The sequence below is a fragment of the Sinorhizobium sp. 22678 genome (assembly GCF_052044265.1).
Classification (GTDB): Bacteria; Pseudomonadota; Alphaproteobacteria; order Rhizobiales; family Rhizobiaceae; genus Sinorhizobium; species Sinorhizobium meliloti_A.
The window spans coordinates 83197-109581 of the sequence record NZ_JBQEMS010000013.1 but is presented as its reverse complement, the minus strand read 5'-3'; the positions used below and the strand labels follow the sequence as shown (position 1 = coordinate 109581).

Here is a 26385-nt window from a genome sequence, read left to right as displayed (position 1 = left end):
CCTGAGGCGCGACGCATCAATACGGCGCTTCGCGCTTCAGGCAACGGGCTAGCGGCCGCCGAACGCACGATCTTCCCGGCGCCGCGCCCATTCCGACACGAGGCAATATCATGAATTTCGAAGCAGCCCGCATCAAGATGGTGGACAATCAGATCCGGACCACGGATGTGACCTCCCATTCAGTCCTGTCTGCTTTCCTGTCGGTCCCGCGTGAGGAGTTCGTGCCTGCCAAGATGCGGGAGCTGGCCTATATCGACACCGATATCGAGCTCGTCGGCGGTCCCCAGCCGCGTTACCTCATGGAGCCGTCGCCGCTGGCGAAGCTCCTCCAGCTCGCAGAGATCTCCAACTCGGATCTGGTCCTCGAAATCGGCTGCGGGACAGGTTACGCCTCTGCCTTGCTCTCGCTTCTCGCCGGTTCCGTCGTGGCGCTGGAGAGCGACGAAGCCCTGGCCGCCACGGCCACGGAGACGCTGGCACGCCTCGGCTACGACAATATCGCCGTGGTGAGCGGCGATCTCACCAAGGGGTACGCGGCGGAGGCGCCCTATGACGTCATCTTCATCAACGGTGCCGTCGAGATGATCCCTGCCGAGCTGTTCGAGCAGCTTCGCGACGGCGGCCGGCTCGTGGTCGTGGAAGGTTTTGGTAACGCATCTCGTGCGAAACTTTACGTGCGCGAATCGGGCATGACGTCGGAGCGAGCTGACTTCAACACCGCCGTGAAGCCGCTTCCCGGCTTCCGCCGCGACCGTTCTTTTGTTTTTTGATGTGCCTCTTATTGAGGTAGCTCAACATATGAGTGTTGAAGCGAAAACTGCAATGTTGCCAATCGGCAACGTGTTATTTGTTTCTTTTTGAAATGGCCGTGCAGAGGGTCGGTGCGCAGTTGTCGTAGACCCGAATCCGGAGTTCAAAAGAGCCTGGAAGCGGTGATTTGCCCGCCATGGGTGGCGCGGGGCTTCATTGCAGTGTTTGTGCAGGCCGCCAAAGGGCCTGCTGAAAAATGCGGGGTGGCGACGCTGCCCCGATTGATCGGAGGGAAGATGGTGTCGATTGTCCGCAAAGCAGCCTTGTGGGCGGCTGTCTCGACCAGTGTGCTGCTCGCGCCCCACGCCGTTCTCGCGGAGACGATTTTCGGGGCGATGGCCAAGGCCTATGCGAACAACCCGGATCTCAACGCCGCTCGCGCCGGGCTGCGCGCGACCGATGAAGGGGTTCCGATTGCGAAGGCCGGCTACCGGCCGCAGGTTTCCGCGTCGGCGACTGGGACGCTCTCACGGGTCGACGCCGAACGGACCGGCACCCGCGACTTTCATTCCGGACAGGTCGGGATTTCCATCACGCAGACGATCTTCGATGGATTTCAGACCCTGAACAATGTCAGGGCGGCCGAAGCGGAGGTGTTTTCGAGCCGCGAGACGCTGAAGGCCAATGAGATCCAGATTCTTCTTTCGGCCGCGCAATCCTATGCGAACATAGCCCGCGATCAGCAGGTCGTTTCCATTCGCCGTCAGAACCTCGCCTTCCTTCGGGAACAGTTGAGCGCCGCACAGGCCCGCCTCGATGTGGGCGAAGGCACGCGGACGGATGTGAGCCAGGCGGAAGCCGAACTCGCCAACGCCCAGTCGCTGCTCGTTGCTGCAATCGCGCAGCTGAAACAGAGCGAAGCGGTCTATGTGCAGATCGTCGGCGCAGCGCCGACCGGCATCAGACAGCCTGGACCTGCCACGAAGGCCATGCCGAGGTCCCTCGATCAGGCCGTGGCGACGGGGCTGCGCGAAAACCCGCGAATCCTGGCGGCGCAATATGCCGTCGATTCGGCCGGTTACCAGGTGAAATCGGCGGAAGGCACGATGCTGCCGGGCGTCGTTCTCCAGGGTGCCGTGAGCCGTAACACCGGTAATGCCGGTCAAGGGCTTGATGATACGACGGCGAGCGTCACGGCTCGGCTCGAAGTTCCGATCTATCAGGGCGGTGCGGAATACGGCCAGATTCGCCAGGCCAAGGAAATTCTGGGGCAGCAGCGGATCCTCGTCGACTCCGAGCGGGCCTCGGTGCAGCAGACAGTCGTATCGGCGCATGCGCAGCTCGAATCGGCACTTGCACGAATCAAGGCCAGCCGGTCGCAGATCTCCGCAGCGAACCTCGCGCTCGAAGGCGTGATCGAAGAGCGCAAGGTCGGTCAGCGCACCACGCTGGACGTGCTCGACGCGCAGCAGGACGTGCTGGACGCGCAGGAGTCGCTGGCGGGCGCGCAACGCGATGCGGTGGTTGCAAGCTATGCCTTGCTCGCCGCAATGGGCCACCTGACAGTCAGGAGCCAGGGCCTGCAGGTGGCCGAATATCGGGCCGAGGAACATTACGAGGCCGTCAAGGACAAATGGTTCGGCCTGCGCACCGTCGACGGGCGCTAGACGGCCCTTAGCCAATTCGACACGAAACGCCGTGTCCCCCAGGGTCGCGGCGTTTTGTGCCAAGCCCGTTGAGATTCGAGCCACCCGCGGCGGCTCGTTTGATTTCCTCATTCCCGTGCTTGTCACAGGAATCCAGCCAGCCCAAGTCCTTGGGCTGAAAAGAGTCTTCCGCGCCGCAGACGCGGCGCTGCTGGATCCCTGTGACGAGCACAGGGATGAGGATAGAGAGGTGCGACCCTCGGCGCGTTTCATTGCGTCACAGGTTGAACATTCCCTCGCATATTCCCAAGCGCAAGTTGTAGGAACCGCACATCCCGGTCCCTCATTCCTGTGCTTGTCACAGGAATCCAGCCAGCCCAAGTCCTTGGGCTGAAAGAACTCTTCCCGCGCCGCAGACGCGACGCTGCTGGATCCCTGTGACGAGCACAAGGATGGGGACGGAGAGGGTGCGGCCCCTCGGCGCGCTTCATAAACCGTGAAGATATCGAGGCGGCGCGGAAGTTCGCCGGTCACGCCCGTGGACAGTGTCCCGTCCCGCTTCGCACATCCCCGTCCTCATTCCTGTGACGCGCACAGGGATGGGGAAATCAAACAAGCGGCGGCGGGTGGCCCGAATCTCACCAGGCTTTAGAGCGCAAGTGCCATTGCCCCTGCCGAAAAAAACAAATCTGTGCAAGAATTTACCGAGCTGATTCGCGGCGTTTGTTTCGTCGGCGAACTCACTTAAGGTTTGTTCGAATCGGCACACGGAGCGGCTTTTCCGTGTTCGTCCGCAGCAAACGGGGATTGAAATGGCGCAGCTCAACGTCGCACGTGAACCTTCGATGGATGAGATTCTGGCATCCATTCGCAAGATCATCGAGAGTAACGAGCCTGGTCCGGCCGGAACCTCCGCGCGGCAGAGCTTCGGGGACGACGCCGGCGACGATGTTGAACTGTCGATGGATCCGGAGATCGAAGCGGATGCGTTCGGGTCCGTCGACGACCAATTTTCCGCGGTCAGGACGTCACCATCCGCGGTCGATAACCGTACCGACGCGCCGGTACCGTCGTCTGCGCCGCTTTCGCTTGCCGATGTCGCGGCAAGGGTGAGGGCGGCTTCGGAGCGGCAGGCGGTGCATACGGTTCCGAGGGATCAAGCAGGAGGCGAGGAGGCGCGGTCGCCAGCGGACAATCCGGCGATGATGTCCCGCATCGCTGCGTTTCCGTCTTCGGCCATCCCGGCGAGTGCGGCAGCGGACGCCGGGTCGGCTCCCGTGGCCGGGGATGTATCGGCGGCCGCGCATGCGGCCCCGGACGAGGCAACGGAGCCGGAAGGCACGCCTGGAACGATCGTTTCCCCGGCTGTAAGCCGCCAGGTTGCGCGCGCTTTCGACGAATTGGCACATGCCGTCGAGAACGGACCCCGGCGTTCCTTCGACGAGATCGCCGAGGCGATGCTGCGTCCGATGTTGCAGGAATGGCTGGACGACAACTTGCCGACATTGGTCGAAAGACTGGTGCGCGAGGAAATCGAACGCGTGGCACGCGGGCCCCGGCGCTGACGTAAACGGTAGAGGTGCCCGACTTGCGTCTGCCGCCCGTGGACGATTTCAGGAAAATCGCCGAGCTCTTTTCCCCAGTAGCGCATTTGAACCTGCGCACGTCCGGACAGAAAAGCGTTACACACTTTTCCCGGAAGTAATCTAAGATGGAAGCCGCATGCGCGATGGCTGCGGCTTTTTCCCCGTTCAGGTTGACTTGCCCCGGGCCTTCCGGTTTACAAACGCTGACATCAATCTCCAGAAATCGGCCAAAGAATGCTTGATAAAACCTACGATTCCGCAGCGGTAGAACCGAAGATCGCCAAGGCCTGGGACGAAGCGGATGCCTTTCGCGCCGGTGTCAACGCGAAGCCGGACGCGGAGACCTTCACGATCGTGATCCCCCCGCCGAACGTGACGGGATCGCTCCATATGGGCCATGCGCTCAACAATACGCTGCAGGACATCATGGTCCGCTTCGAGCGCATGCGCGGCAAGGATGTGCTCTGGCAGCCGGGTATGGACCATGCGGGTATCGCGACCCAGATGGTCGTCGAGCGCCAGCTCATGGAACGTCAGCTTCCGAACCGCCGCGATATGGGCCGTGAGGCCTTTATAGAGAAAGTCTGGGAGTGGAAAGCCGAGTCCGGGGGCCTGATTTTCAATCAATTGAAGCGGCTCGGCGCCTCATGCGACTGGTCGCGCGAGCGCTTCACGATGGACGAGGGGCTGTCCGAGGCGGTCATCGAGGTCTTCGTCAGCCTTTACAAGGAAGGCCTCATCTATCGCGACACCCGGCTGGTCAACTGGGACCCGAAGCTGCAAACCGCGATCTCCGACATCGAGGTCGAGCCGGTCGAGGTCAACGGCCATCTCTGGCATCTGCGCTACCCGCTCGAAGAGGGTGTGACCTATCAGCATCCCGTCGCCTTCGACGAGGAAGGCAATGCGACGGAATGGGAGACGCGCGACTATCTCGTCGTCGCGACCACGCGTCCGGAAACCATGCTCGGCGACACCGGCGTTGCCGTGCACCCCGAAGACGCCCGTTACAAGGGCATCGTGGGCAAGCACGTCATTCTGCCGATCGTCGGCCGCCGCATTCCGATCGTGGCCGACGAGTATCCGGATCCGACGACCGGCACCGGCGCGGTGAAGATGACGCCTGCGCACGACTTCAACGATTTCGACGTCGGAAAACGCAGGGGACTGCGGCAGGTCAACGTTCTCACGGCAGACGGCCGGATAACGATCAAGAACAACGAGGATTTCCTCGAGGGGCTCGACCACCCGGCGGCGCTGCACGGCGCCTGGGATCAACTGGAGGGCAAGGATCGCTTCGAAGCGCGCAAGCTTATCGTCGAGATGCTCGAAGAGGCCGGGCTCGTCGATCACATCGCGCCCCACAAGCACATGGTGCCCCATGGTGACCGCGGCGGCGTGCCGATCGAGCCGCGCCTGACCGAGCAATGGTATGTCGACGCCAAGACCTTGGCGAAGCCGGCGATTGCGGCGGTCAAGGAAGGCAGGACGAATTTCGTCCCGAAGAACTGGGAAAAGACCTATTTCGAATGGATGGAGAACATCCAACCCTGGTGCATTTCGCGCCAGCTCTGGTGGGGCCACCAGATCCCCGCCTGGTACGGTCCCGATGGGCAGATCTTCGTTGAACGAAACGAGGAGGAAGCGCTGCACGCGGCGATTCAGCATTACATCGCCCATGAAGGACCGATGAAGGCCTATGTCGAAGACCTGCTCGAAAACTTCAAGCCGGGTGAGATACTGACGCGCGACGAGGATGTCCTCGACACCTGGTTCTCCTCGGCGCTCTGGCCCTTCTCGACGCTCGGTTGGCCGCAGGAGACGCCGGAGCTCGACAAATATTATCAGACCGATGTGCTGGTAACCGGTTTCGACATCATCTTCTTCTGGGTCGCCCGGATGATGATGATGGGCCTTCATTTCATGAAGGATGCGGACGGCACACCTGTCGAGCCTTTCCACACGGTGTATGTTCATGCGCTCGTCCGTGAAAAGAACGGGCAGAAGATGTCGAAGTCCAAGGGCAACGTCATCGACCCGCTGGAGCTCATAGACGAATACGGCGCCGACGCACTGCGCTTCACGCTGGCGATCATGGCGGCTCAGGGGCGCGACGTGAAGCTCGACCCGGCCCGGATAGCAGGCTACCGCAACTTCGGAACCAAGCTGTGGAATGCGACCCGCTTTGCCGAGATGAACGGGGCAGTAAGCAGCGACGGCTTTATCCCCGAGGCAGCGTCGCTGACGATCAACCGGTGGATCCTGACGGAACTGTCGCGCACCATCCGCGATGTGAGCGAGGCGATCGAGGATTACCGCTTCAACGAGGCGGCGGGAACCCTTTACCGCTTCGTCTGGAACCAGTTCTGCGATTGGTATCTCGAACTCCTGAAGCCTGTCTTCAATGGCGACGATGAAGCGGCCAAGCGCGAGTCCCAGGCCTGCACGGCCTATGTCCTGGATGAGATCTACAAGCTGCTGCATCCGTTCATGCCCTTTATGACGGAAGAGCTTTGGGAAAAGACGACCGGCCCCGGGCGAGAGCGTACGACGCTCCTTTGTCACGCCGAATGGCCGGCCGCCTTCTATGCGGATGACGCGGCTGCAGACGAAATCAACTGGCTGATCGATCTCGTCTCCGGCATTCGTTCGGTTCGCGCCGAAATGAACGTCCCTCCGGCGGCGATGGCTCCACTGGTCATCGTCGGGGCGAAGGCGCTGACGAGCGAGCGGCTCGACCGGCACGCCTCTGCGATCAAGCGTTTGGCGAGAGTGGAGAACATCGAGCACGCGTCAGTGGCGCCCCGCGGCAGCGCTCAGATCGTGGTCGGCGAAGCGACGGCTTGCCTTCCGCTCGGCAGTCTCATCGATCTCGCGGCCGAAAAATTGCGTCTGGAAAAGGCCATCGCAAAGGTCGACGTCGAGCGGCAGCGGATCCTCGGCAAGCTTGCCAACGAAAAATTCGTCGCCAATGCCAAGCCGGAACTGGTCGAGGCCGAGCGCGAGCGGCTGGTCGAACTCGACCTGCAAAGAGACTCGCTCGGCGTTGCTTTGTCCCGCGTTACGGAAGCCGGTTAGCTTTTCATCTGCGAGACAAACTCGAAGGCCGACACGATCCGCGGCAGCAATGCCGCGGATTTTCCAGTTTCTGACCGATGCGGCGAATCGGTTTCTTGGTCTGGCTCGGCGGCAACGCAGGTGGGGGCGATCGACAATGCACGCATGGGTTTTAGCTGACGGCGTTTCAATGGTGCCTCGTAAGGGTGCCGTGTAAAAAGCCATGATGTTGTTCCAGCGTCACACACCGCAATTTGGTAGTATTTAATTCCATTGCTTGATCGAAATCGCGGACTTTCTGGAAATGAAATTCTATCGGTGGTCGAATTGTGGCGAGAAGTGGGAATTCTTACGTAAATCCGATGACCGGTCCCGCCCGGTCGGCTCCGGGGCTTCCAGTTTGCCATTTCACGCAATCGTGAGGATACTTCCCTCAAGCGCGGCCCCGAGGCGGATGGCCGCAGAATTGGAATGCAGGGGAGGAGCTTGATGGCTCGAATTGGATTGAAGCAGGGTATTCTGGCCGCGGTGGCCGGAGTGCTCGTGGCCTCGGCTGCGCAGGCGGGAGGGCTTGAGCGCAGCGGCTATAATATCGATCTCTTGTTCGACCCGTCGGACTATGCGGCCGAAGCGACGGCGACCTATGTCAATCCGCAACGTAAGCTGAAGAATGTCGAGGACACCGATACCGCCAATACGGACATTCTCGGAGGGACATTTGGTGGCGGAAACCTGAATTATCGTCCAAGCACCGCGGACGACACTGAGAGCTATTGGGCGCCCCGCATCGGCGTTAAGGCTGCTTTGGGTGACAGTATTGACTGTATGGCGGACTACTCGCAGCCTTGGGGCGCCCACACCAACCCCGGCAAAAACTGGGCCGGTGCCAACAACAACATCGAGACGAAGGTGGAGAGCGACAACTATGCGGCCACCTGTTCCTACAAGTGGGAAATGGGACCTGGCTATTTCCGGGTTATTGGCGGTGGATTCTATCAGGAAGTGGGCGGCTTTAAAGAGCGACTCGTGCAGGATTACACCTTCGCGCCGTTTCCGCTTTCGACCTTTTCTGGCGTCGGTCGTCTCGAGCTGGAAGACAGCGGATGGGGCTGGCGCACCGGCGTTGCATACGAAATTCCTGAATATGCTATGCGGGCGAGCTTGGTGTACAACAGTGCTGTAGATCTGGATGATCTTTCAGGCTTCATCGATCTGCGTCAGCTTGCGTTTCCGAACCCTTTCCCGGTCGGTCCTCCGTTGATCACCGGCACCAAATATGACGTTCGGGGTTCGGCCTCGATGCCGGATTCGCTTGAACTCAAGGTTCAATCCGGCATTGCCCCCGGCTGGTTGGCGTTTGGCTCCATCAAATGGACCGATTGGAGTCAGTTGCAGGTTGTAACATTCTGCCCTGCGACGATATCGCCTACTACGCCGTGCACCAGCCTCGATCTCCTTTACCGGGATGGCTGGACCGTCACCGGGGGCATCGGCCACAAGTTCAACGATCAATGGAGCGGTGCAGTCAGCCTCACCTGGGATCGTGGAACAAGCCAAGGCTACGGGGCTCAGACCGATACCTGGACGCTCGGCACAGGCGTTTCCTATACGCCGACCGAGAATGTAGAAATCCGTCTTGCCGGCGTCGTCGGTATCCTGACCAGCGGCAGTTCCGGTCCGGTTGATTTCGAAGGGGAGACGATCGGCGGCGATGTCTCCTACGACTTCGACAATGACTTCGTCGGTGCGATCTCGACATCGCTGAAGGTCAGGTTCTGATCTCCTAAAATCCACTGCTCGAGGCCCGGTCTCCGCCGGGCCTTTTTTATGTCTGGTAACCACGCTTATAAGCGGTTGTGAATGTGACGATTCAGCAACACATTTCCTGCTACGGTTTGCTACTATCTGGGCCGGGTCGATTATGTCCATTTCCCGCCACAAAATGAGAGCAGCGATATAGGGACGAAGGCTAGTCGAGTTCCATGCCCGCGTTGAGGTGAAGTGAGTTTGTGTGCCGTCATGACATCCCGTAGCAATTGGCCTCAGGCGCGCAGCCGGAGCACCGGTGGGCGCAGGAGCCAGTATGTGCAGCATCTTCGCGACGGTGATGGGGTCGGCGTGGCCGGCTCGAACGAAAGAAACTGATTGTTATGCGCGCGGGTGAATTGAAGTCGCTTAGGGTTGCGGTGCTTGGCATGTCGCTGGCGGTTGGCGCAACCGCGGCCGGGCCGGCACGGGCTTTCGATCCCGGAGCCGGCGTGACCAAGGAGTCCGGCCCCTTCGCGCTCTTCAAGTTCGGTTTTTCCGCCTATAAGAGCGGCCGGAAAGACGAAGCGGTCGAGGCCTATCGATATGCTGCCGAAAAGGGGCACACGGGCTCTCGCTGGGCGCTCGCCAATATGTATGCCTATGGCGATGGTGTCGCGGAGAACGATCTCGAAGCATTCAAGATCTACAGCGAAATCGCACAACAGGGTGTCGAGCCGGGCTCGGAAGATACGGGCTACTTCGTCAATGCCTTGATTTCGCTTGCCGGCTATTACCGGCGCGGCATTCCCGACACCCCGGTAAGGTCCGACCTGTCGCAGGCCAGGCAGTTGTATTTCCAGGCGGCCTCCACCTTCGGCGTGGCGGAAGCGCAATTCCAGCTCGCGCGCATGTTGCTTTCGGGCGAGGGCGGAAGCGTCAATGTCCAGCAGGCCAAGAAATGGCTCAACCGGGCGCGCAAGAATGGTCATGCCGGCGCCATGGGCGTTTTCGGAAACGTCATTTTCCAGGAAGGTCAGACCGCTCGCGGTCTCGCATACATGACGGCGGCGCTCGGCCAATGTTCTCCCAAGGACCGGCCCTGGCTCCAGGCGATGCAGGAACAGGCGTTCTCGCTCGCCACCGAAGACGATCGCCGGGTGGCGATAACCATGTCCCAGAACATGCATCTGCAGAACGACGACGATTGAAGTCCTGTGCGGCCTGACCCGAGGATGGCTGACCGCAGGGAAGGGAAGGTCGACTCGCCTCAGGTCGTCGCGAACGCGAATTCAGCCGTTACGGGCACATGGTCGGACGGCTTTTCCCAGGCACGGACGTGTTTTTCGATAGAGGTCGACACGAGCTTGTCGGCCGCCTCCGGCGACAGCATCAGATGATCGATGCGGATGCCGAAATTCTTCTGCCAGCAGCCGGCCTGATAATCCCAGAACGAATAGAGCGGCGCCTCGTCGGAGGTCGCGCGCACCGCGTCGGTGAAGCCGAGGTTGCGCAGCCGCCGAAAGGCGGCACGTGTCTCTGGCAGGTAGAGAGCGTCGTTCCGCCAGACCTTGACGTCCCAGCAGTCATGCGCCTCCGGGATGACGTTGTAGTCGCCGGCCAGGATGAGCGGTTCCTCCAGGGCGAGCCTCTGTTCCGCGAAGGCGGCCAGACGCCGCATCCATGCGAGCTTGTAGGGGTATTTTTCCGTCTCTACCGGATTTCCGTTCGGCAGATAGAGGCAGCAGACCCGAAGGGCTCCGCCATTGACGGAGAATACGCCTTCGATGAAACGCGACTGTTCGTCGGCAGGGTCTCCCGGCAATCCGCGATTGATCTCGTCCGGTCTTGTCTTGGAGAGCAGGGCAACGCCATTGAAGCCTTTCTGTCCATGCGTCTCCACATGGTAGCCGAGCGCCTCGATCTCGCTTCTCGGAAATGTCTCGTCGACGGATTTGATCTCCTGCAGACAGGCGATGTCGGGGTTCGACTCCCTAAGCCAGCCGACGAGGCCGTCGAGACGCGCTTTGACGCCGTTGATGTTCCATGTGGCAATCTTCATTGGGCAGCCTTGCCTCTCACGACATTTGAGTCCGTTCGGTCGATTGGTTCTAGCGGCTGGAAATTCTTTTGACAAATCCGGGATCCGCCATTTGGGTTCTGGATCGGGCGGCCGCCGGTCCGGCGCATCTTCCGCTTCTTCCCCACGTTAGGTTTCACCCTTAAGTAGCCGAATTGATTCCGCTCCGCGTCCGTCTATAGTCCCGCGCATGATCGCGTTCATAGAGAGTTACTGGCCGCATTTTCTGGCGCTGCTTTCGGTCGTCCTCGGCGTCCCGGCAATCATCCATGCGGCGATGACGAAAGACGATGTGCGTGCGGCTGCCGGCTGGGTCGGCGTTGTGCTGCTCTCACCGGTCATCGGTGCGGTCATCTACGCGGTCGCTGGCATCAATCGGATGCGCCGCTCGTCTATCGGCCTGCAGCGCTCGCTGCTGCGCTCGACCGAGCGGGACCCGTTCGGGCGCTTCGATGTCACGCATGATCAGGTGGTGGCCCGTTTCGGGCAGCGTTTCGCGGCAATGAAGATGCTTGGAGACCGCGTTGCGCGCTTCACGATGTCGGCGGGAAACCACATCACCATGCTCGAGGGCGGCGACGCGGTCTATGCAGCGATGCTCGACGAGATCTCGTCCGCCCGTCGCAGCATTCTCATCGAGAGCTATATTTTCGACCGCGATCCCATCGGCATGCGTTTCGCCAATGCCCTGATCGCCGCAGTGAAACGCGGCGTCGCCGTGCGCGTCCTGATCGACGCCGTGGGTGCGCGCTATTCCGTGCCGTCCATTGTGGGCTATCTTAAGGAAGGAGGCGTGCCGACCGCCGTCTTCAACGGCAATATCATCATGGGCCTGCGGCTGCCCTATGCCAACCTCAGGACACACCGCAAGATCATGATTGTCGACGGTACGGTCGCTTTCGCCGGCGGCATGAACATCCGTGCGGGCTTTTCCGCTGAAATCGCAGGAAAGGCTGCTTCTTTCGACACGCATTTCCGCGTTACGGGACCCGTTGTCGCCGATATCTTTCAGGTTGCTGCGGAAGATTGGCAGTTCTCGAGCGAGGAGGTACTGACAGGCGACGGCTGGCGGCTCGCCGACCTTCCCGCGGAGCCGGACGTGCGATCGGTGCTGATGCGGGCCATTCCCTCAGGTCCTGACAACACCAACGAGACGAATCACAAGATGCTTATGGGCGCCTTTTCGATGGCGCGAAAACATATCCGGTTGATGTCGCCCTATTTCCTGCCCGACAAGGAATTGATCAGCGCGCTCGTGACGGCGGCGAGGAAGGGTGTCGAGGTCGACATCATCGTGCCCTCCGTCAACAATTTGACACTCGTCGACCGCGCGATGACGGCACAGTTCGACCAGGTGCTGAAAGGTCACTGCCGCGTCTGGCGGGCAAAGGGCGCCTTCAATCATTCCAAGCTGATGGTCATCGACGACCGCTGGGTCTATGTCGGATCGACCAATCTCGATCCTCGCTCCCTGCGCCTCAATTTCGAGTTCGACCTCGAAATACTCGACGAAGCCTTCGCACGCGCAATCGGCGAAAAGGTCTGCGCCATACGCGCGACAGCGGATGAAGTGACCCTTGCGGGGCTCCGCGCGCAGCCGCTCGTAAACCGGCTGGCAAACCGATTGCTCTGGCTCGGATCGCCCTATCTTTAGTGCTGGATGAGGAAAAGCGTGCGCGGTTTTCCGCCCGCATCTCGCTCTAACGTCCTGGAATCGATAACGATGTGGCGCGAGGCGTCAGATCGAAAAGCTCGTTCCGCACCCGCAGCTTGCGACCGCGTTCGGATTGTTGATCTGGAACGACTGTCCGAGAAGATTGTCGACGAAATCGATCTCCGAGCCGCCCATGTAGACCAGCGACAGGCTGTCGATCAGGACCTTGGCGTCGTCCTTTTCGAGGATGAGATCGTCGGCATTTGCCGCGTCCACCAAATCGAACTTGTAGGAGAAGCCCGAGCACCCGCCGCCTTCGACGGAGACGCGCATCGCGCTCTTGTCCTTCTCCGCCTGGAGAATTGCGGCAATGCGTCTGGCCGCCGCATCCGAAAGCGTAACTGTTTCCTGCATCTTATTTGCCTCCTGCCGGGGTCAAGAACCGGAGAGATTCGTCTTCGCTCTGACGCTATAATCGCATGCCGTGACAGGCGATCTTCAGGCTTGCCGCAAGCCGTTGTTCCGCCCCGAGGGGACGGAGTCGCCGGCCAGCGTCGCTTTCCTGTAGCGCTTTCTATAGGTATGAAGGCTTGAATGTCCCGTCAATGGGATGACGCGCGCAGGTGTGAAATGACAGTCGACAGGCAGGCCCTTGGTTTCGGTTACGGTGAACACGCAGCTTATGCATCGAACCCCTGGGCTTCCCGCGGCAGACTGTATCCCGAGGCATCGAGCCCCACACGTTCCGATTTCCAACGCGACCGCGACCGCATCGTCCATACCACGGCCTTCCGGCGGCTGAAGCACAAGACGCAGGTCTTCATTGCCGCCGACGGAGACCATTACCGCACGCGGCTCACGCATACGATCGAAGTCGCCCAGATCGCTCGCGCCCTCGCCAGGGCCTTGAAACTGGACGAGGATCTCGCCGAGGGGGTGGCGCTCGTCCATGATTTCGGCCATACGCCGTTCGGGCACACCGGCGAGGACGCTTTGCACGAGGTGCTGGAGCCCTATGGCGGCTTCGATCACAACGCCCAGTCGCTGCGCATCGTCACCAAGCTGGAGCGGCGCTATGCGGAGTTCGACGGCCTCAATCTCACCTGGGAGAGTCTCGAAGGGCTCGTCAAACACAACGGCCCGCTGATGACGGCAGACGGGCAGGGCCTTCGCGGCCCCGTTCCGCAGCCGATTCTCGATTACTGCGCGCTTCACGACCTCGAGCTTGCGAGCTTTGCGAGCCTCGAGGCGCAGGTGGCGGCAATTGCCGACGATATCGCCTATAATACCCACGATATCGACGATGGTCTGCGTGCCGGCTATCTCACTTTCGAAATGCTGGAAGAGATACCGTTTCTCGCCCGGTTGATGCGCGAGGTTCACGACCGCTATCCAGGCCTTGAAAGCAGCCGGTTCACGCATGAGATCATGCGGCGGCAGATCACCGCCATGGTGGAGGACGTCATCGCCGTGGCGCAGAAAAGGCTCGGTGAAGTCCGGCCGGAAAGCGCGAAAGACGTGCGATGCGCGGGCAGGGTAATGGCAACCTTCTCGGATGAGATGGGCGAGACGGACCGCCAGATCAAGAATCTGCTCATGACGCGCATCTATCGGCATCCGGAGGTCATGCGGGTACGACAGGGAGCGGCATCGATCGTGACGGACCTCTACCGGGCCTTCATGCACGATCCGTCGCTGATGAAGGAGCATTACTGGATCGACCAAATCGCCGGTATGGCGGTGCCGGCCCGGGCGCGCCACGTTGGCGATTACCTCGCCGGTATGACCGATACTTTCGCGATAAGCGTGCATAGGCGCTTGTTTGACCATACGCCTGATTTGCGCTAGTGACGCCCCCGCGTGGAGGCTGCAGGTTCTCGATGGACCCGGCCTCCTTTGAATTTGCGCCATTCTCCAGTGTGGCTGGAAAAAGCGGACGGATTAGATGAACCTTTTCACAGACTTCGAAGCAAGAATTAACAGAATTCTGGAATCGATTGAGATCATTCGTGAAAAGCGATCCGAGCTGGACTTCGGGCGCATCAATGTAGAGCCGCCGCGCGATGCAAGTCACGGCGATGTGGCGACCAATGCCGCCATGGTGCTCGCCAAGCCCCTTGGCATGAACCCGCGCGCGCTTGCGGAACTGATCGTCGAAAAGCTCGGGCATGATCCGGAGGTTGCCGGCGTTTCGGTTGCCGGTCCCGGTTTCATCAATGTCCGCCTGTCGGTTTCCTATTGGCAGAAGCTTCTGGCAGCCATCACGCGTGCCGGCGTCGATTACGGACGCAGCACGTCCGGCGCCGGACGCAAGATCAACGTGGAGTATGTCTCGGCAAACCCGACGGGGCCGATGCATGTCGGCCATTGCCGCGGCGCGGTCGTCGGTGACGCGCTGGCCAACCTGCTGGCCTTTGCAGGCTATGACGTGACCAAGGAATACTACATCAACGACGCGGGCTCGCAGATCGAGGTTCTCGCCCGCTCGGCATTCCTGCGCTACCGCCAGGCGCTCGGCGAGGATATCGCCGAAATTCCGGCGGGGCTCTACCCGGGTGACTATCTCGTGCCGGTGGGCGAGGCGCTCGCGGACGAGTACGGCACGAGCCTCCGGATCATGCCGGAGGACAAATGGGTGCCGCTCGTCAAGGAGCGTGTCATCGACGCGATGATGGCGATGATCCGCGAGGATCTGGCGGCGCTTAACGTCAACCATGACGTGTTCTTTTCCGAGCGCGCCCTGCACGACAACGGTGCGGCGCGGATCCGCACGGCCATCAACGATTTGACCTTCAAGGGTCACGTCTACAAGGGCACGCTGCCGCCCCCGAAGGGGCAGCTGCCGGAAGACTGGGAAGACAGGGAGCAGACGCTCTTCCGCTCGACCGAGGTCGGCGACGACATCGATCGCCCGCTGATCAAGTCCGATGGCAGCTATACTTATTTCGCGGCCGATGTTGCTTACTTCAAGGACAAGTTCGATCGTGGCTTCCACGAGATGATCTATGTGCTCGGCGCCGACCATGGCGGCTACGTCAAGCGGCTGGAGGCACTGGCGCGTGCGATCTCCGGCGGATCGGCGAAGCTGACGGTGCTGCTCTGCCAGCTCGTGAAGCTCTATCGCAACGGCGAGCCCGTGAAGATGTCCAAGCGTTCGGGCGATTTCGTGACCCTGCGCGACGTCGTCGACGAAGTCGGGCGCGATCCCGTGCGGTTCATGATGCTTTACCGCAAGAGCTCCGAGCCGCTCGACTTCGACTTCGCAAAGGTGACGGAACAGTCGAAGGACAACCCGGTCTTCTACGTGCAATACGCCCACGCGCGCTGCCGCTCCGTCTTCCGCCAGGCTGCGGAAGCATTCCCTGATCTTGATCTGTCCTCCGTCGATCTCGCAGGCGCGGCCGGCGCGATTGTCGATCCCACCGAAATGCAGCTCGTCGCCAAGCTTGCAGAATATCCCCGCGTGGTGGAGGCGGCAGCACTCTCGCACGAGCCTCACCGGATCGCTTTTTACCTGTATGATCTTGCCGCGGTCTTCCACGGACACTGGAACAAAGGTAAGGAAAACCCGGAATTACGTTTTGTTAACGATAAGAATAGAGAATTAAGCATTGCCAGACTCGGGCTGGTGCATGCTGTCGCCTCGGTATTGAAGTCAGGCCTGTCGATCACAGGCACTTCTGCACCGGATGAGATGCGGTAAGTCGTGTCACCAATTCCCCACAATGCACTGGCAATTCAACGCAGGCAGTTGTGAGTGGAGAGTATGGCAGACAAACAATTCGCACGAAGCGGGCCGGCAGAATTCGAACCATTGGCCGATGATGATCCGTTGAGCGAACTTGCCCGCATTGTCGGTTACGATGCTCGGCCAGCCGTTCAGCAACTGCAGGAACTTCAGCGCCACCAGGAGGCGATGCGGCGCGAGCCGGCCTTCGATCTCGAGGAGGAGCTCCTCCGCGCGTTCGATAGCTACGATACGCCCCATGCAGCGCCTGTTCGGCCCGATAGCGGCCTTGTCGAACATCCGTCTGCCCTAGTGTCGACCGATGGCCCGCACTCTGTCTTCGACGAACAGGTCGCTCAGAATGCAGTCGTCACCGATGTCGCTCCGGCCCCCGAGGGGGTCGCCGAGGCCGCTGCGTCGCCTTCGATCGAGACCCCGGTGGAACGCACGTCGAACGACGATCTGGCTGCGGTCGCCGTAGCGTCCCATGACGAACCGGCCGTCGACCTGGAGCGCGAGCTCGAATTGTCGCTTGGCTACGATGCGTCGCCGGATGCGACCGACGCCGCCCAGCCGGATGTTGTGCCTGCCGGCGTAAGCGACGTTCCTATCTTCTCCGACTGGCAGGAGCCGCTTTCCGCCAAGCTGGCCGTAGCCGGCAAACTCGCCGAGCAGGCGGGGCTTGCAGAGCCCGTCTATGTCGACATGGCCGGCGATCTCGCCGGTGCGGTCGAGAGCAACGAGCTTACGGACATTGCCGTCGCGCCGCCGGAAATGCCGTCGCAACCGTCGGCTTCCACTGACGCCGACCGGCTCCTGACCGATGTCGAACGTTTTCCGGTGCCTGCCGCCGCCGAAGTCGCTGCCCCGGCAGTGGCCGAAACGCAGGATCGGCCCGCTCCGGCGGCCGTGAAGAAGAACAACTATCCTTTTACTCCGACGTTCAGCCGCGCGACTCCGGTCGCGTCGTCAGGCGGCGTCTCGCAGCAACGGGCTTTTGCCACGCCGACCGTCGAGACGGCTGTCGCAAGCCCGGCTGCCACAAGCGCGGCTGCCACAAGCCCGGCGGTCGTCGTTCAGAGCCTGTCGCCGGAACGAGCGCCCGAGATGCGTGCGGAAGCAGCGCCTCAGGTGCCCGAAAACCGGATGCCGGAAGCGGAAGTCGAGCCGAGCTTCGACATCGAGGACTTCGAACTCGAACTGGCCGACATAGCGCTCGACCTCGATCTTGCGGACAGCCCGGTTGCCGATGCGCCGGCGAGCATTGTCGCTACGCAGGCCGCCGTAGCGCACCCGGCGCTCGTGGAAACGCCTGCGCAGCCTTATCTGCAGGCTATGGGCGCGCCACGCGAGCAGGAGACATTCGTCCATCAAGCGCCGGTATCGTCGCGGGACATGCCTGTGCCGGTGGAGCCCGAAAAGCCATCCGTCGACGTAGCCTTGCCTTTCGACCCGGCGATGATCGGCGAGACCGAAAGCGGTGTCGCACCGATCGGCGAACTGGACGTTCCACAGCTCCCTCCGGTCGAGGCGGAGGAAAAAGCAGCGGCTTATCCGGCCGATTACGATCTGGATATCGACGCCGAGATGGCGCAGCTTTTCAGCGCGCCGGCGCCTGCTGCCAAGAACGGCGCAAACCTCGAACCCGTGGCTGCATCGGCGGACAAAGCGGATCCTGTATTCGCACCGGCAGATGATTTCGACGAGTTCGAGAAGGCGATGGAGGAAGACTTCCAGCGATCGATGGCGGAGCGCCGGAGCCCAACGCAGGAAGCCGAGCGCATGACGGCGATGCCCCATGCTCAGGCCGAGGAATATCGCGAAGACGGTTATGGCCGGCGGTCCCAGCGCTCGATGTTGCTGGCTGCCAGCGTTGCCGGCATCATCATCGTCGGCGGCGCCGCCGTCTACGCCTGGATGGGCGGCAGCAACGCGGTGCTTTCCGGCGATGGTCCGAAGATCATCCTGGCGGACAAGGCGCCGGTGAAGGTCGTGCCCGAGGAGAAGGGCGGCAAGACTGTGCCGAACCAGGACAAGGCGGTTTACGACCGCGTTGCCGGCGTCTCGGGCAAGGCGCCGCTCCAGCAGAGCCTGGTCTCATCGACGGAGGAGCCGATGGACGTGGTGCAGCGGACGCTGACGCCGGAGACTTTGCCGCTCGAGGGACGTGGAGACGTTGATACGTTGCCGGGTGCTTCGCCCGCCAACGACGACGAGGTCGCCCGCTTGCTGCCGGGGACCGATGCCGGGAATGCCGCCGATGAAGAGGAAGCGGTTCCCGCGGTTGCACCGCGCAAGGTCCGCACCATGATCGTCAAGCCGGACGGTACGCTTGTCCCCCGTGAGGAACCGGCTCCGCTGGAAAGCGCGGCGGCAACAGCCGGCGGTGCGGCGCCGATCCCGGCCCGTGCGTCCGGTGAAGCCGTTGCCGCCGGTTCACAAGCCGAAGCAACGGCTGCCGCGCAGCCGGATCAGCTCGCTGCAGCCTCCGAAGGGGCCACGCCCGTTCGAAGCGTAAAGACGACCGCGCTGCCGCAGGCACGCCCGGCCGCTCAGCCGCAGGCCGCTGCTCCCGCCGCGGCCCCCGCGGAAAGCCAGCCTGCAACCGAAACGGCAGCCGCACCGCTGGCGACGGCTTCGGTTCCCGCCGGCAGCTACGTGATCCAGATTGCCTCTCTGCCTTCGGAGGCCGAGGCGCAGAAGAGCTACAACAATCTCTCCTCGAAGTACGCGAGCGTGATCGGCGGTCGCGGGGTGGACATCCGCAAGGCGGAGATTGCTGGCAAGGGCACCTATTACCGGGTCAGGATCCCCGTCGGCTCGCGAGAGGAGGCCAATTCGCTTTGCTCTCGCTATAAAAGCGCCGGCGGAAGCTGCCTCGTAACGAAATAAGCCTGAGAAGTGAAAACAAGAAACGGGCGCGGCAGGAATGCCGCGCCCGTTTTCGTTGCGGGATTGCCGCACGTTTATATGGCCAAGTCGGCTACGCTTTAGGGAAACATGCAGTATGCTTTTCGTATGAGCGAATCAAAAGCATTCATATCCGGCTGCAAGGGCCTTACGCTGACGCAGGAAGAACGCGATTTCTTTGCGGGCGAGCGCCCATGGGGCTTCATTCTCTTCGGACGCAATATCGGCGAGGAAGAGCAGATCCGCGACCTGGTGGCGAGCCTGCGTGACAGCATCGGCAACCCCCGGGCTCCGGTATTGATCGATCAGGAGGGCGGTCGCGTTCAGCGCATACGCCCGCCGCTCGTGCAGCAATATCCGAACGGCGCGGCGATCGGCGAAATCTATCGGCGGGACAGGGAACGGGGCCTGCGTGCCGCATGGGTCATGGGGCGTCTGCATGCCTTCGACCTGATGCGCCTCGGCATCACGGTCGATTGCCTGCCGGTACTCGATGTGCCGGTACCCGGCAGCCATGACGTCATCGGCAATCGTGCCTATGGGCATGACCCGGCGACGGTAACCGCGATCGGTCGCGCGATGAGCGAAGGTTTGAAGGCGGGCGGCATGTTGCCGGTGATGAAGCACATGCCCGGTCACGGCCGGACCTTCGTCGACTCGCATCACAACCTGCCGGTCGTCAGCGCCGGTATCGATGAGTTGAAGAGCAGCGATTTTCTGCCCTTCGCGGCCATGAAAGACGAAGCGATGGCCATGTCGGCGCACATGGTCTTCACTGCTATCGACCCGGACAACCCGGCGACGACCTCTGCGAAGGTCGTGAGCGAGATCATCCGGGGCCACATCGGCTTCGACGGCCTGCTGATGTCCGACGACGTTTCCATGAATGCGCTTGCCGGCGACATGACTGCACGTGCCGGCGGAATAATCGCGGCCGGTCTTGATCTCGTCTTGCATTGTCATGGCATTATGGAAGAAATGAAGGCCGTGGCAGATGTCGTTCCGGTTCTCTCCGGCGAGAGGCTCCGCCGGGCGAGGGCTGCCGAGGCCGCTTTCCGGGAACCGGACGACGCAGTCGAAGCTGAACTGCGCGCGGAATTCAACGCAATGTTCGCGCTCGCCTAGGCTCTCGAGCCTGGCGCGCGGGTCAGTTGCTGAAAGGGCAGGGTCGTGAGCAAATCGGACGAAAGGCAGGAAATGCCTTCCGCGAAGGCGCCGATGGAGCCTTTGTGGCAGGACGAGTCTGCCCGTCGCGGATTGCACGAGGACGAGCTCGTCGTCGACATCGCCGGCTTCGAAGGTCCGCTGGACCTCTTGCTGCACCTCGCGCGCAGCCAGCGCGTCGATCTTTCCCGCATCTCGGTGCTGGCGCTTGCGGAACAATATATCGCCTTCGTCGAGCGGGCACGGTCTATTCGTATCGAGCTTGCCGCCGACTATCTCGTCATGGCGGCGTGGCTTGCCTACCTCAAGTCACGCCTGCTCATCCCCCAGCCGGCAAAGGATGAAGGCCCGTCGGGCGAGGAGATGGCCTCGGCGCTTGCATTCCGCCTGAAACGTCTGGAGGCGATGCGCGACGCCGCGACGAAACTCGTGAACAGAAACCGCCTCGGCCGGGACATTTTCGTGCGCGGCGCGCCCGAACACATCGTCACGGAGAGGAAGTCCGATTATGACGCCTCGCTCTACGACCTGCTGACCGCCTATGCGACGCTCAGGCAGCGTCAGGCCATAACCCAGGTGACGATCGAGAAGCGGCATGTCTGGTCGCTCGGCGATGCCCGTTTGATCCTGGCGAGAATGGTCGGCAGTCTTGACGACTGGACCGCGCTCGACCATTTCCTGATCCGCTACATGACAAGCCCAAAGGAGCGCGCGACGGCGATTGCGAGCTCCTTTGCGGCCTCACTCGAAATGGTGCGCGAGGGGCGGTTGGAAATCCGACAGGAGGGCGCTTTCACGCCGATCTATCTGCGGCGCGGGCCAAATCCGATCGATGCAGCAACCTTGGCGGAGATGGAGGCGGCACGTGGCTGAAGCCCAGAAATTCGTGCCGGGTGACGAGGATTACGAGGAAGAATTCTCTTTCGATCCGAGGCTCGAGCAGGAAGCGGAGCGGATCGCCGAGGCCCTTGTATTTGCTTCCGCCCAACCGGTTTCAGAAGCCTATATTGCCGGGCGTCTGCCGCGCGGCGTCGATGTCGCAAGCGTTATGGCGCGGCTCAAGAACCGATATGCCGGCAGCGGCGTCAACCTGGTTCAGGTCGCCGATCATTGGGCCTTCCGCACTGCCGCGGATCTGTCCTTCGTCGTCAATACGGAGGAGCCGGACGTCCGCAAACTGTCGCGCGCGGCGCTGGAGGTGCTGGCGATCATCGCCTATCACCAGCCGGTGACGCGCGCAGAGATCGAGGATATCCGCGGGGTCCAGACCTCGAAGGGTACCCTCGACGTGCTGATGGAGGCGGGATGGGTGCGGTTCCGCGGTCGCAGACGCACACCCGGACGTCCGGTGACCTTCGGCACGACGAGAGACTTCCTCGATCATTTCGGCCTCGAAGAGATCCGCGACCTTCCGGGCATCGAGGAGCTGAAGGGAGCCGGCCTGCTGTCCGGGCGTGTCCCTTCCAATCTGAACATTCCGGTTCCGATCGGCGACGACGAGTTTGCCGAAAACGAGGATCCCATCACGCAGATGGACCTCGAAGAACTGGGCCTCTTGACACCGAAGGCTGAAGAAGACGATTAAAAATCCTGAGTATGGATATCGGCTTTAGGTTAGAGCCGGATCTTCGGGTCGAGGAATGCAAGCATGGTTTCAGATGCGCGTAGCGGCGCCGTCACGATGACGAGGCGCTCGGGTGTGTCGTTCGCAGCGAACCTGGCATTCGAGAATATCAGCCATCGGTATCATTCCAAGGAAACTATCAAGGGTGTTTCGCTCAAGGCCGAGGCCGGCGAAGTGCTCTGCCTGCTCGGACCTTCCGGCTCCGGCAAGACAACGCTGTTGCGCATCGCCGCGGGCATAGAGAAGCAGACGGGCGGGCGTCTGCTGCTGAATGGACAGGAAATATCCGGCCCTTCCATCTTCATTCCGCCGGAGCAACGCGGCGTCGGCCTGATGTTCCAGGACTTCGCCCTTTTCCCTCATATGACCATCCGTGAGAACGTCTGTTTCGGCTTGACCGAATTGCCGAAGAAGAAGGCATTGCTGCAGGCCGATGCGGCGCTGGAGAGGGTCGGCCTTCTGCATTATTCCGAGCGGTATCCGCATGTGCTCTCCGGCGGCGAGCAGCAGCGCGTGGCGCTTGCGCGTGCGCTTGCGCCGCGGCCGGCGGTGCTTTTGATGGACGAGCCTTTTTCCGGCCTCGATTCCCGCCTGAAGGATTCCATCCGCGCCGACACGCTGGCCATACTGCGCGAGACGCGCGCGACCGCCATCGTCGTAACGCACGACGCCGAAGAGGCGATGCGTATGGCGGACCGGATCGCACTGCTGAAAGACGGTCGGCTGGTGCAGGTCGGCACGGCGGACGAGCTCTATCGCCGGCCCTGCGATCTCTTCACTGCCGGCTTCTTCTCGGAAATTAACGTCTTCGATGCGCGCGTGCGGGACGGCCATGTCGAAACGCCGCTGGGGGTTGTGGCAACAGGGCAATATACGGAGGGGCAGCCACTGAGCGTAGCGGTGCGTCTTTCCGGCATCCGGCTCGACGAGACCGGTGGAGAAATTCCGGCACGCATCGTATCCCGGCGCTTCCTGGGCGTCGTGGAGCTTCTGGAACTCGCCGTGCCGCAGTCCGAACGCACGGTTCGCGCCCGCATCCGCGCCGATTTGCTGCCGCAAGGATTGCGTGACGTCACGCTTTCCGTTAACGAGCGCGACATATTGGTGTTTGAAAAAGACGCCTCAACACCTTAGGGTCCGCCAAGAGGATGGCTTGCCCGGAGGGTGCGCCTGAAAAATGACAACGTGCTGGGCTCTAATCTGTTTAGGGTCTCGAGGGAGTAAGTGGATGGGTTCGTTTAGTATCTGGCATTGGCTGATCGTTCTGGCGGTGGTTCTGCTGCTGTTCGGCCGCGGCAAGATCCCCGAGTTGATGGGCGACGTTGCCAAGGGCATCAAGAACTTCAAGAAGGGCATGGGCGACGACGAGGTCGCTTCGGCCGACAAATCGATCGACGGCAAGACCGTCGACCACAAATCTGACGAAGTCCGCTGACGGTCGGAAGCTGACGGGGCTGGGTGCGACAGGCACCCGGTAGCCCGCATCACGGGTTTTTAGGGCGCGTCGGATGCTTGATATCGGCTGGACCGAGCTTGTTGTTATCGCAATCGTCTTGATCATCGTCGTCGGTCCGAAGGACCTGCCGCCGATGCTGCGCGCGTTTGGACGGATGACGTCCAAGATGCGCGGGATGGCGTCCGATTTTCGGCGGCAGTTCGACGAGGCGCTGCGCGAAGCCGATCTCGACGACGTTCGCAAGACGATCAGCGATGCGCAAAGCCTCAATCCGACCGCGGCATTGCGGGATGCGATGAATCCGCTGCGGCAGCTCGGTAACGAGATCAAATCCGATCTGCAGAAGGCGACCACGCCCGACAGGCCGCCAGCCTCCACGACGCCCGAACCGCTGGTCGAACCGGTCAGTACCGACGCCGCCGGCGAAACGGCGGCAAAAGCCACGGATAAGGTGGCGGCGGCAGCGGTGAGCTCGGCATCGAGACAGATGGACCGTGCCGCCGACGCGCCGAAGGCGAGCGAACCGGAACCTGCCGTGAAGTCCAGAGCGCAATCGAAGAAGTCGGGCGCTTCCGTCACGAAGAAGGCCGCAGGCGAAACGGCGCCGAAGAAGTCGCCGGCGCGCAAGGCGCCGGGCGAAGCGCCGGCTGCGAGCAAGTCGAAGACGCGCGCGGCTTCGCGCAAGAAAGGTGACGCATGAGCCGCGATATCGAGGACCGGCCGCAGCCGCTTATCGAGCATCTGATCGAACTGCGCACGCGGTTGATGTGGGCGGTGGGCGCTTTCTTCGTGGCGTTCCTCGTCTGCTTCTATTTTGCCAAGCAGCTGTTCAACCTCCTTGTTCTGCCGTTCAAGTGGGCCGTGAGCTGGGCCGGGCTCAGCCACCGCAACGTCGAGCTCATCTACACGGCGCCGCAGGAGTTCTTCTTCACGCAGATCAAAGTTGCGATGTTCGGTGCGCTGGTGATCGCATTTCCGGTCATCGCCTCGCAGGTGTACAGGTTCGTTGCACCCGGCCTTTACAAGAACGAACGCGCTGCCTTCCTGCCATTCCTGGTCGCTTCGCCACTCCTGTTCCTGCTTGGCGGCGCGCTGGTCTATTTCTTCTTCACGCCGATGGTCATGTGGTTCTTCCTCGCCATGGAACAGGGCGGCGGCGAAGGGCAGGTCGCGATCCAGCTCCTGCCGAAGGTGTCCGAGTATCTCAGCCTCATCATGTCACTGGTCTTCGCCTTCGGTCTGGTGTTCCAGTTGCCGGTCATCACGACGCTCCTCGCGCGTGTCGGCTTCGTCACCGCCCAGGGGCTCGCCGAGAAGCGCAAATACGCGATCGTGATCGCCTTCGTGGTCGCAGCGGTTCTGACGCCGCCGGATCCGGTTTCCCAGATCGGCCTTGCGCTGCCAGCCATCCTTCTCTACGAAATTTCAATCTACACGGCGCGACTCGTCGAAAGGCGAAGGGCTGCCGAGGCCCTGGAGCGCGAGGCTGCCTCTGAGCAGGAAAGCTCGTCCGAGACGGCTGACCCCGCCAAGGGCTGACCGCGGACGTCTTGCGCCGTTCACGGCGCCCTCGCTCCTCGCACGCGCAAGGGGCGCTGTGGCATTCTGAATCGCTGCAGGATTTCGCCGTAAGCGGCTCCGACGTCCTGCAGCAACTAACGCGTGGAACGACTATGCTCGATATCAAATGGATCCGTGAGAATGCAGACAGGCTCGACGACGCCCTGGCGAAACGGGGTGCGGAGCCATTGTCGGCGTCCCTGATCGCACTTGACGAACGTCGCCGCGCGGTCCTCCAATCCCTGCAGGACATGCAGTCGCGGCGCAATGCCGCGTCGAAGGAGATCGGCGCGGCGATGGCCCAGAAGAACAGCGAGTTGGCCGACAGGCTCAAGGCCGAAGTGGCCGACCTCAAGAATGCGTTGCCGGCGGCCGAAGAGGAAAGCCGTCAGATCGAGGCCGAGCTCTCGGACGCGCTGTCGCGCATCCCCAATACGCCGCTCGACGACGTGCCCGTCGGCGCGGACGAAAGCGCGAATGTCGTGACGCGGGTCGTCGGCGCCAAGCCCGGCTGGAATCACAAGCCTCTCGAGCACTTCGAGATCGGCGAGGCGCTGGGACTGATGGACTTCGAGGGAGCGGCCCGGATCGCCGGGTCGCGCTTTACCATCCTGAAGGGCCAGCTCGCCCGGCTCGAGCGGGCACTCGGCCAGTTCATGCTCGATCTGCACACCGCAGAGCATGGTTACATCGAGGTTCAGCCGCCCTTGCTCGTCCGCGACGATGCGATGTACGGCACCGGCCAGTTGCCGAAATTCTCCGACGATCTCTTCCGCACGACCGACGGGCGCTGGCTGATCCCGACTGCGGAAGTGCCGCTGACGAACATGGTGCGGGAGCAGATTCTCGACGGTGAGAAACTACCGCTGCGCTTCACTGCGCTGACCCCGTGCTTCCGCTCAGAGGCCGGTTCCGCCGGTCGTGACACCCGAGGCATGTTGCGCCAGCATCAGTTCAACAAGGTCGAACTGGTGTCGATCACCGACGCCGAAAGTTCGATCGACGAGCACGAGCGCATGACCGCTTGTGCCGAGGAGGTGCTCAAGCGCCTCGGCCTGCACTACCGCGTCATGACGCTCTGCACCGGCGATATGGGGTTCGGCGCGCGCAAGACCTATGATCTCGAGGTCTGGTTGCCGGGGCAGGACGCCTATCGCGAGATTTCCTCCTGCTCCGTCTGCGGCGATTTCCAGGCCCGTCGGATGAACGCACGTTACCGCGGGAAAGAAGAGAAGGGGACGAAGTTCGTCCACACGCTCAACGGATCCGGCGTCGCGCTCGGCCGGGCGCTGATTGCCGTTGTCGAGAATTACCTGAATGACGACGGCTCGATCACGGTGCCGGACGTCCTTGTGCCTTATATGGGCGGCCTGCGGCGGATCGAGAAATCGGCCTAAGCACGAATGAAGCGGAAGAAGACCGGCA

General features: G+C 61.8%; 21 protein-coding genes. 18 read left to right on the top strand and 3 right to left on the bottom strand.

Translation table 11 applies throughout. The features are described from left to right. Positions 1 to 110: 110 nt before the first annotated feature. The 4 genes from ACTJKL_RS20075 (at position 111) to ACTJKL_RS20060 (ending at position 7060) form a co-directional block, all read left to right on the top strand. Complete coding sequence (locus tag ACTJKL_RS20075) at positions 111 to 770, top strand: protein-L-isoaspartate O-methyltransferase family protein (protein WP_018097746.1); 660 nt, start codon at positions 111 to 113, stop codon at positions 768 to 770. Between the two features lie 276 nt (positions 771 to 1046). Continuing rightward, a complete protein-coding gene (gene tolC / locus ACTJKL_RS20070; protein WP_100674043.1) occupies positions 1047 to 2417 on the top strand; it encodes an outer membrane channel protein TolC in 1371 nt (456 codons plus the stop codon). Positions 2418 to 3208: 791 nt separating this feature from the next. Further along, the gene (locus ACTJKL_RS20065; RefSeq protein ID WP_440853634.1) at positions 3209 to 3961 is read left to right on the top strand and encodes a PopZ family protein; all 753 of its coding nucleotides are present in this window, start codon (positions 3209 to 3211) and stop codon (positions 3959 to 3961) included. 255 nt (positions 3962 to 4216) lie between these two features. Beyond that, the gene (locus ACTJKL_RS20060; protein WP_440853633.1) at positions 4217 to 7060 is read left to right on the top strand and encodes a valine--tRNA ligase; all 2844 of its coding nucleotides are present in this window, start codon (positions 4217 to 4219) and stop codon (positions 7058 to 7060) included. Here the strand turns inward: ACTJKL_RS20060 and ACTJKL_RS20055 are convergent. Beyond that, a complete protein-coding gene (locus tag ACTJKL_RS20055; RefSeq protein WP_440853632.1) occupies positions 7057 to 7230 on the bottom strand; it encodes a hypothetical protein in 174 nt (57 codons plus the stop codon). The genes ACTJKL_RS20060 and ACTJKL_RS20055 overlap by 4 nt on opposite strands. A 298-nt stretch (positions 7231 to 7528) precedes the next feature. On the opposite strand from ACTJKL_RS20055, the gene ACTJKL_RS20050 reads away from it, so the two are divergent. Both ACTJKL_RS20050 and exoR read left to right on the top strand, forming a co-directional pair. Continuing rightward, a complete protein-coding gene (locus tag ACTJKL_RS20050; protein ID WP_338283136.1) occupies positions 7529 to 8818 on the top strand; it encodes an OmpP1/FadL family transporter in 1290 nt (429 codons plus the stop codon). 371 nt (positions 8819 to 9189) lie between these two features. Beyond that, entirely contained in the window at positions 9190 to 9996 is an 807-nt protein-coding gene (gene exoR / locus ACTJKL_RS20045; protein ID WP_003534542.1) for a two-component system ChvIG regulator ExoR, read from the top strand. 59 nt (positions 9997 to 10055) lie between these two features. Here the strand turns inward: exoR and xth are convergent, their stop codons facing one another. Continuing rightward, positions 10056 to 10847, bottom strand: a complete 792-nt coding sequence (gene xth / locus ACTJKL_RS20040; protein ID WP_440853631.1) for an exodeoxyribonuclease III — start codon at positions 10845 to 10847, stop codon at positions 10056 to 10058. Positions 10848 to 11055: 208 nt separating this feature from the next. Here xth and ACTJKL_RS20035 point away from each other — a divergent pair, with 208 nt between their 5' ends. Continuing rightward, the gene (locus tag ACTJKL_RS20035; RefSeq protein ID WP_440853630.1) at positions 11056 to 12519 is read left to right on the top strand and encodes a phospholipase D-like domain-containing protein; all 1464 of its coding nucleotides are present in this window, start codon (positions 11056 to 11058) and stop codon (positions 12517 to 12519) included. A gap of 84 nt (positions 12520 to 12603) precedes the next feature. Here ACTJKL_RS20035 and erpA read toward each other — a convergent pair whose 3' ends face one another. Further along, positions 12604 to 12933: an iron-sulfur cluster insertion protein ErpA gene (erpA, locus tag ACTJKL_RS20030; protein ID WP_018097738.1), complete on the bottom strand. Its 330-nt coding sequence runs from the start codon at positions 12931 to 12933 to the stop codon at positions 12604 to 12606. Positions 12934 to 13149: 216 nt separating this feature from the next. Here erpA and ACTJKL_RS20025 point away from each other — a divergent pair, with 216 nt between their 5' ends. The 11 genes from ACTJKL_RS20025 to serS all read left to right on the top strand — a co-directional run bounded on the left by ACTJKL_RS20025 (position 13150) and on the right by serS (position 26357). Beyond that, positions 13150 to 14367 carry a deoxyguanosinetriphosphate triphosphohydrolase gene (locus ACTJKL_RS20025; protein ID WP_100674036.1) on the top strand — a complete coding sequence of 406 codons (1218 nt, stop codon included), beginning with the start codon at positions 13150 to 13152 and terminating at the stop codon, positions 14365 to 14367. Positions 14368 to 14464: 97 nt separating this feature from the next. After that, positions 14465 to 16222, top strand: coding sequence for an arginine--tRNA ligase (gene argS, locus ACTJKL_RS20020; RefSeq protein WP_100674035.1), 1758 nt, complete (start codon positions 14465 to 14467; stop codon positions 16220 to 16222). A 63-nt stretch (positions 16223 to 16285) separates the two neighbouring features. Continuing rightward, positions 16286 to 19138 (top strand): SPOR domain-containing protein, encoded by a 2853-nt coding sequence (locus tag ACTJKL_RS20015; RefSeq protein ID WP_440853629.1) that lies wholly within the window; start codon positions 16286 to 16288, stop codon positions 19136 to 19138. Between the two features lie 108 nt (positions 19139 to 19246). Next, positions 19247 to 20281, top strand: coding sequence for a beta-N-acetylhexosaminidase (gene nagZ / locus ACTJKL_RS20010; protein ID WP_338283131.1), 1035 nt, complete (start codon positions 19247 to 19249; stop codon positions 20279 to 20281). A gap of 72 nt (positions 20282 to 20353) precedes the next feature. Continuing rightward, entirely contained in the window at positions 20354 to 21193 is an 840-nt protein-coding gene (locus ACTJKL_RS20005; protein WP_164867107.1) for a segregation and condensation protein A, read from the top strand. Continuing rightward, positions 21186 to 21905 carry an SMC-Scp complex subunit ScpB gene (scpB, locus tag ACTJKL_RS20000; RefSeq protein ID WP_440853628.1) on the top strand — a complete coding sequence of 240 codons (720 nt, stop codon included), beginning with the start codon at positions 21186 to 21188 and terminating at the stop codon, positions 21903 to 21905. Before ACTJKL_RS20005 ends, scpB begins: the two co-directional genes overlap by 8 nt. A 63-nt stretch (positions 21906 to 21968) precedes the next feature. Then, positions 21969 to 23078: an ABC transporter ATP-binding protein gene (locus tag ACTJKL_RS19995; protein WP_440853627.1), complete on the top strand. Its 1110-nt coding sequence runs from the start codon at positions 21969 to 21971 to the stop codon at positions 23076 to 23078. A 94-nt stretch (positions 23079 to 23172) separates the two neighbouring features. Further along, the gene (locus ACTJKL_RS19990; protein WP_003534564.1) at positions 23173 to 23379 is read left to right on the top strand and encodes a twin-arginine translocase TatA/TatE family subunit; all 207 of its coding nucleotides are present in this window, start codon (positions 23173 to 23175) and stop codon (positions 23377 to 23379) included. A 73-nt stretch (positions 23380 to 23452) separates the two neighbouring features. Further along, entirely contained in the window at positions 23453 to 24100 is a 648-nt protein-coding gene (gene tatB / locus ACTJKL_RS19985) for a Sec-independent protein translocase protein TatB (RefSeq protein ID WP_100674030.1), read from the top strand. Further along, complete coding sequence (gene tatC, locus ACTJKL_RS19980) at positions 24097 to 24939, top strand: twin-arginine translocase subunit TatC (protein WP_018097729.1); 843 nt, start codon at positions 24097 to 24099, stop codon at positions 24937 to 24939. Before tatB ends, tatC begins: the two co-directional genes overlap by 4 nt. A 134-nt stretch (positions 24940 to 25073) precedes the next feature. Next, on the top strand, positions 25074 to 26357 hold the full coding sequence (gene serS / locus ACTJKL_RS19975; RefSeq protein ID WP_440853626.1) for a serine--tRNA ligase: 1284 nt from the start codon (positions 25074 to 25076) through the stop codon (positions 26355 to 26357). The last annotated feature ends 28 nt before the right edge of the window (positions 26358 to 26385 follow it).

Excerpts from the sequence above, each read along its gene's own strand:
- ACTJKL_RS20075 (WP_018097746.1), top strand. The coding sequence starts at position 111 with ATGAATTTCGAAGCAGCCCGCATCAAGATGGTGGACAATCAGATCCGG.
- tolC (WP_100674043.1), top strand. The coding sequence starts at position 1,047 with ATGGTGTCGATTGTCCGCAAAGCAGCCTTGTGGGCGGCTGTCTCGACC.
- ACTJKL_RS20065 (WP_440853634.1), top strand. The coding sequence starts at position 3,209 with ATGGCGCAGCTCAACGTCGCACGTGAACCTTCGATGGATGAGATTCTG.
- ACTJKL_RS20060 (WP_440853633.1), top strand. The coding sequence starts at position 4,217 with ATGCTTGATAAAACCTACGATTCCGCAGCGGTAGAACCGAAGATCGCC.
- ACTJKL_RS20050 (WP_338283136.1), top strand. The coding sequence starts at position 7,529 with ATGGCTCGAATTGGATTGAAGCAGGGTATTCTGGCCGCGGTGGCCGGA.
- exoR (WP_003534542.1), top strand. The coding sequence starts at position 9,190 with ATGCGCGCGGGTGAATTGAAGTCGCTTAGGGTTGCGGTGCTTGGCATG.
- xth (WP_440853631.1), bottom strand. The coding sequence starts at position 10,847 with ATGAAGATTGCCACATGGAACATCAACGGCGTCAAAGCGCGTCTCGAC.
- ACTJKL_RS20035 (WP_440853630.1), top strand. The coding sequence starts at position 11,056 with ATGATCGCGTTCATAGAGAGTTACTGGCCGCATTTTCTGGCGCTGCTT.
- erpA (WP_018097738.1), bottom strand. The coding sequence starts at position 12,933 with ATGCAGGAAACAGTTACGCTTTCGGATGCGGCGGCCAGACGCATTGCC.
- ACTJKL_RS20025 (WP_100674036.1), top strand. The coding sequence starts at position 13,150 with ATGACAGTCGACAGGCAGGCCCTTGGTTTCGGTTACGGTGAACACGCA.
- argS (WP_100674035.1), top strand. The coding sequence starts at position 14,465 with ATGAACCTTTTCACAGACTTCGAAGCAAGAATTAACAGAATTCTGGAA.
- ACTJKL_RS20015 (WP_440853629.1), top strand. The coding sequence starts at position 16,286 with ATGGCAGACAAACAATTCGCACGAAGCGGGCCGGCAGAATTCGAACCA.
- nagZ (WP_338283131.1), top strand. The coding sequence starts at position 19,247 with ATGCAGTATGCTTTTCGTATGAGCGAATCAAAAGCATTCATATCCGGC.
- ACTJKL_RS20005 (WP_164867107.1), top strand. The coding sequence starts at position 20,354 with ATGCCTTCCGCGAAGGCGCCGATGGAGCCTTTGTGGCAGGACGAGTCT.
- ACTJKL_RS19995 (WP_440853627.1), top strand. The coding sequence starts at position 21,969 with ATGGTTTCAGATGCGCGTAGCGGCGCCGTCACGATGACGAGGCGCTCG.
- ACTJKL_RS19990 (WP_003534564.1), top strand. The coding sequence starts at position 23,173 with ATGGGTTCGTTTAGTATCTGGCATTGGCTGATCGTTCTGGCGGTGGTT.
- tatB (WP_100674030.1), top strand. The coding sequence starts at position 23,453 with ATGCTTGATATCGGCTGGACCGAGCTTGTTGTTATCGCAATCGTCTTG.
- tatC (WP_018097729.1), top strand. The coding sequence starts at position 24,097 with ATGAGCCGCGATATCGAGGACCGGCCGCAGCCGCTTATCGAGCATCTG.
- serS (WP_440853626.1), top strand. The coding sequence starts at position 25,074 with ATGCTCGATATCAAATGGATCCGTGAGAATGCAGACAGGCTCGACGAC.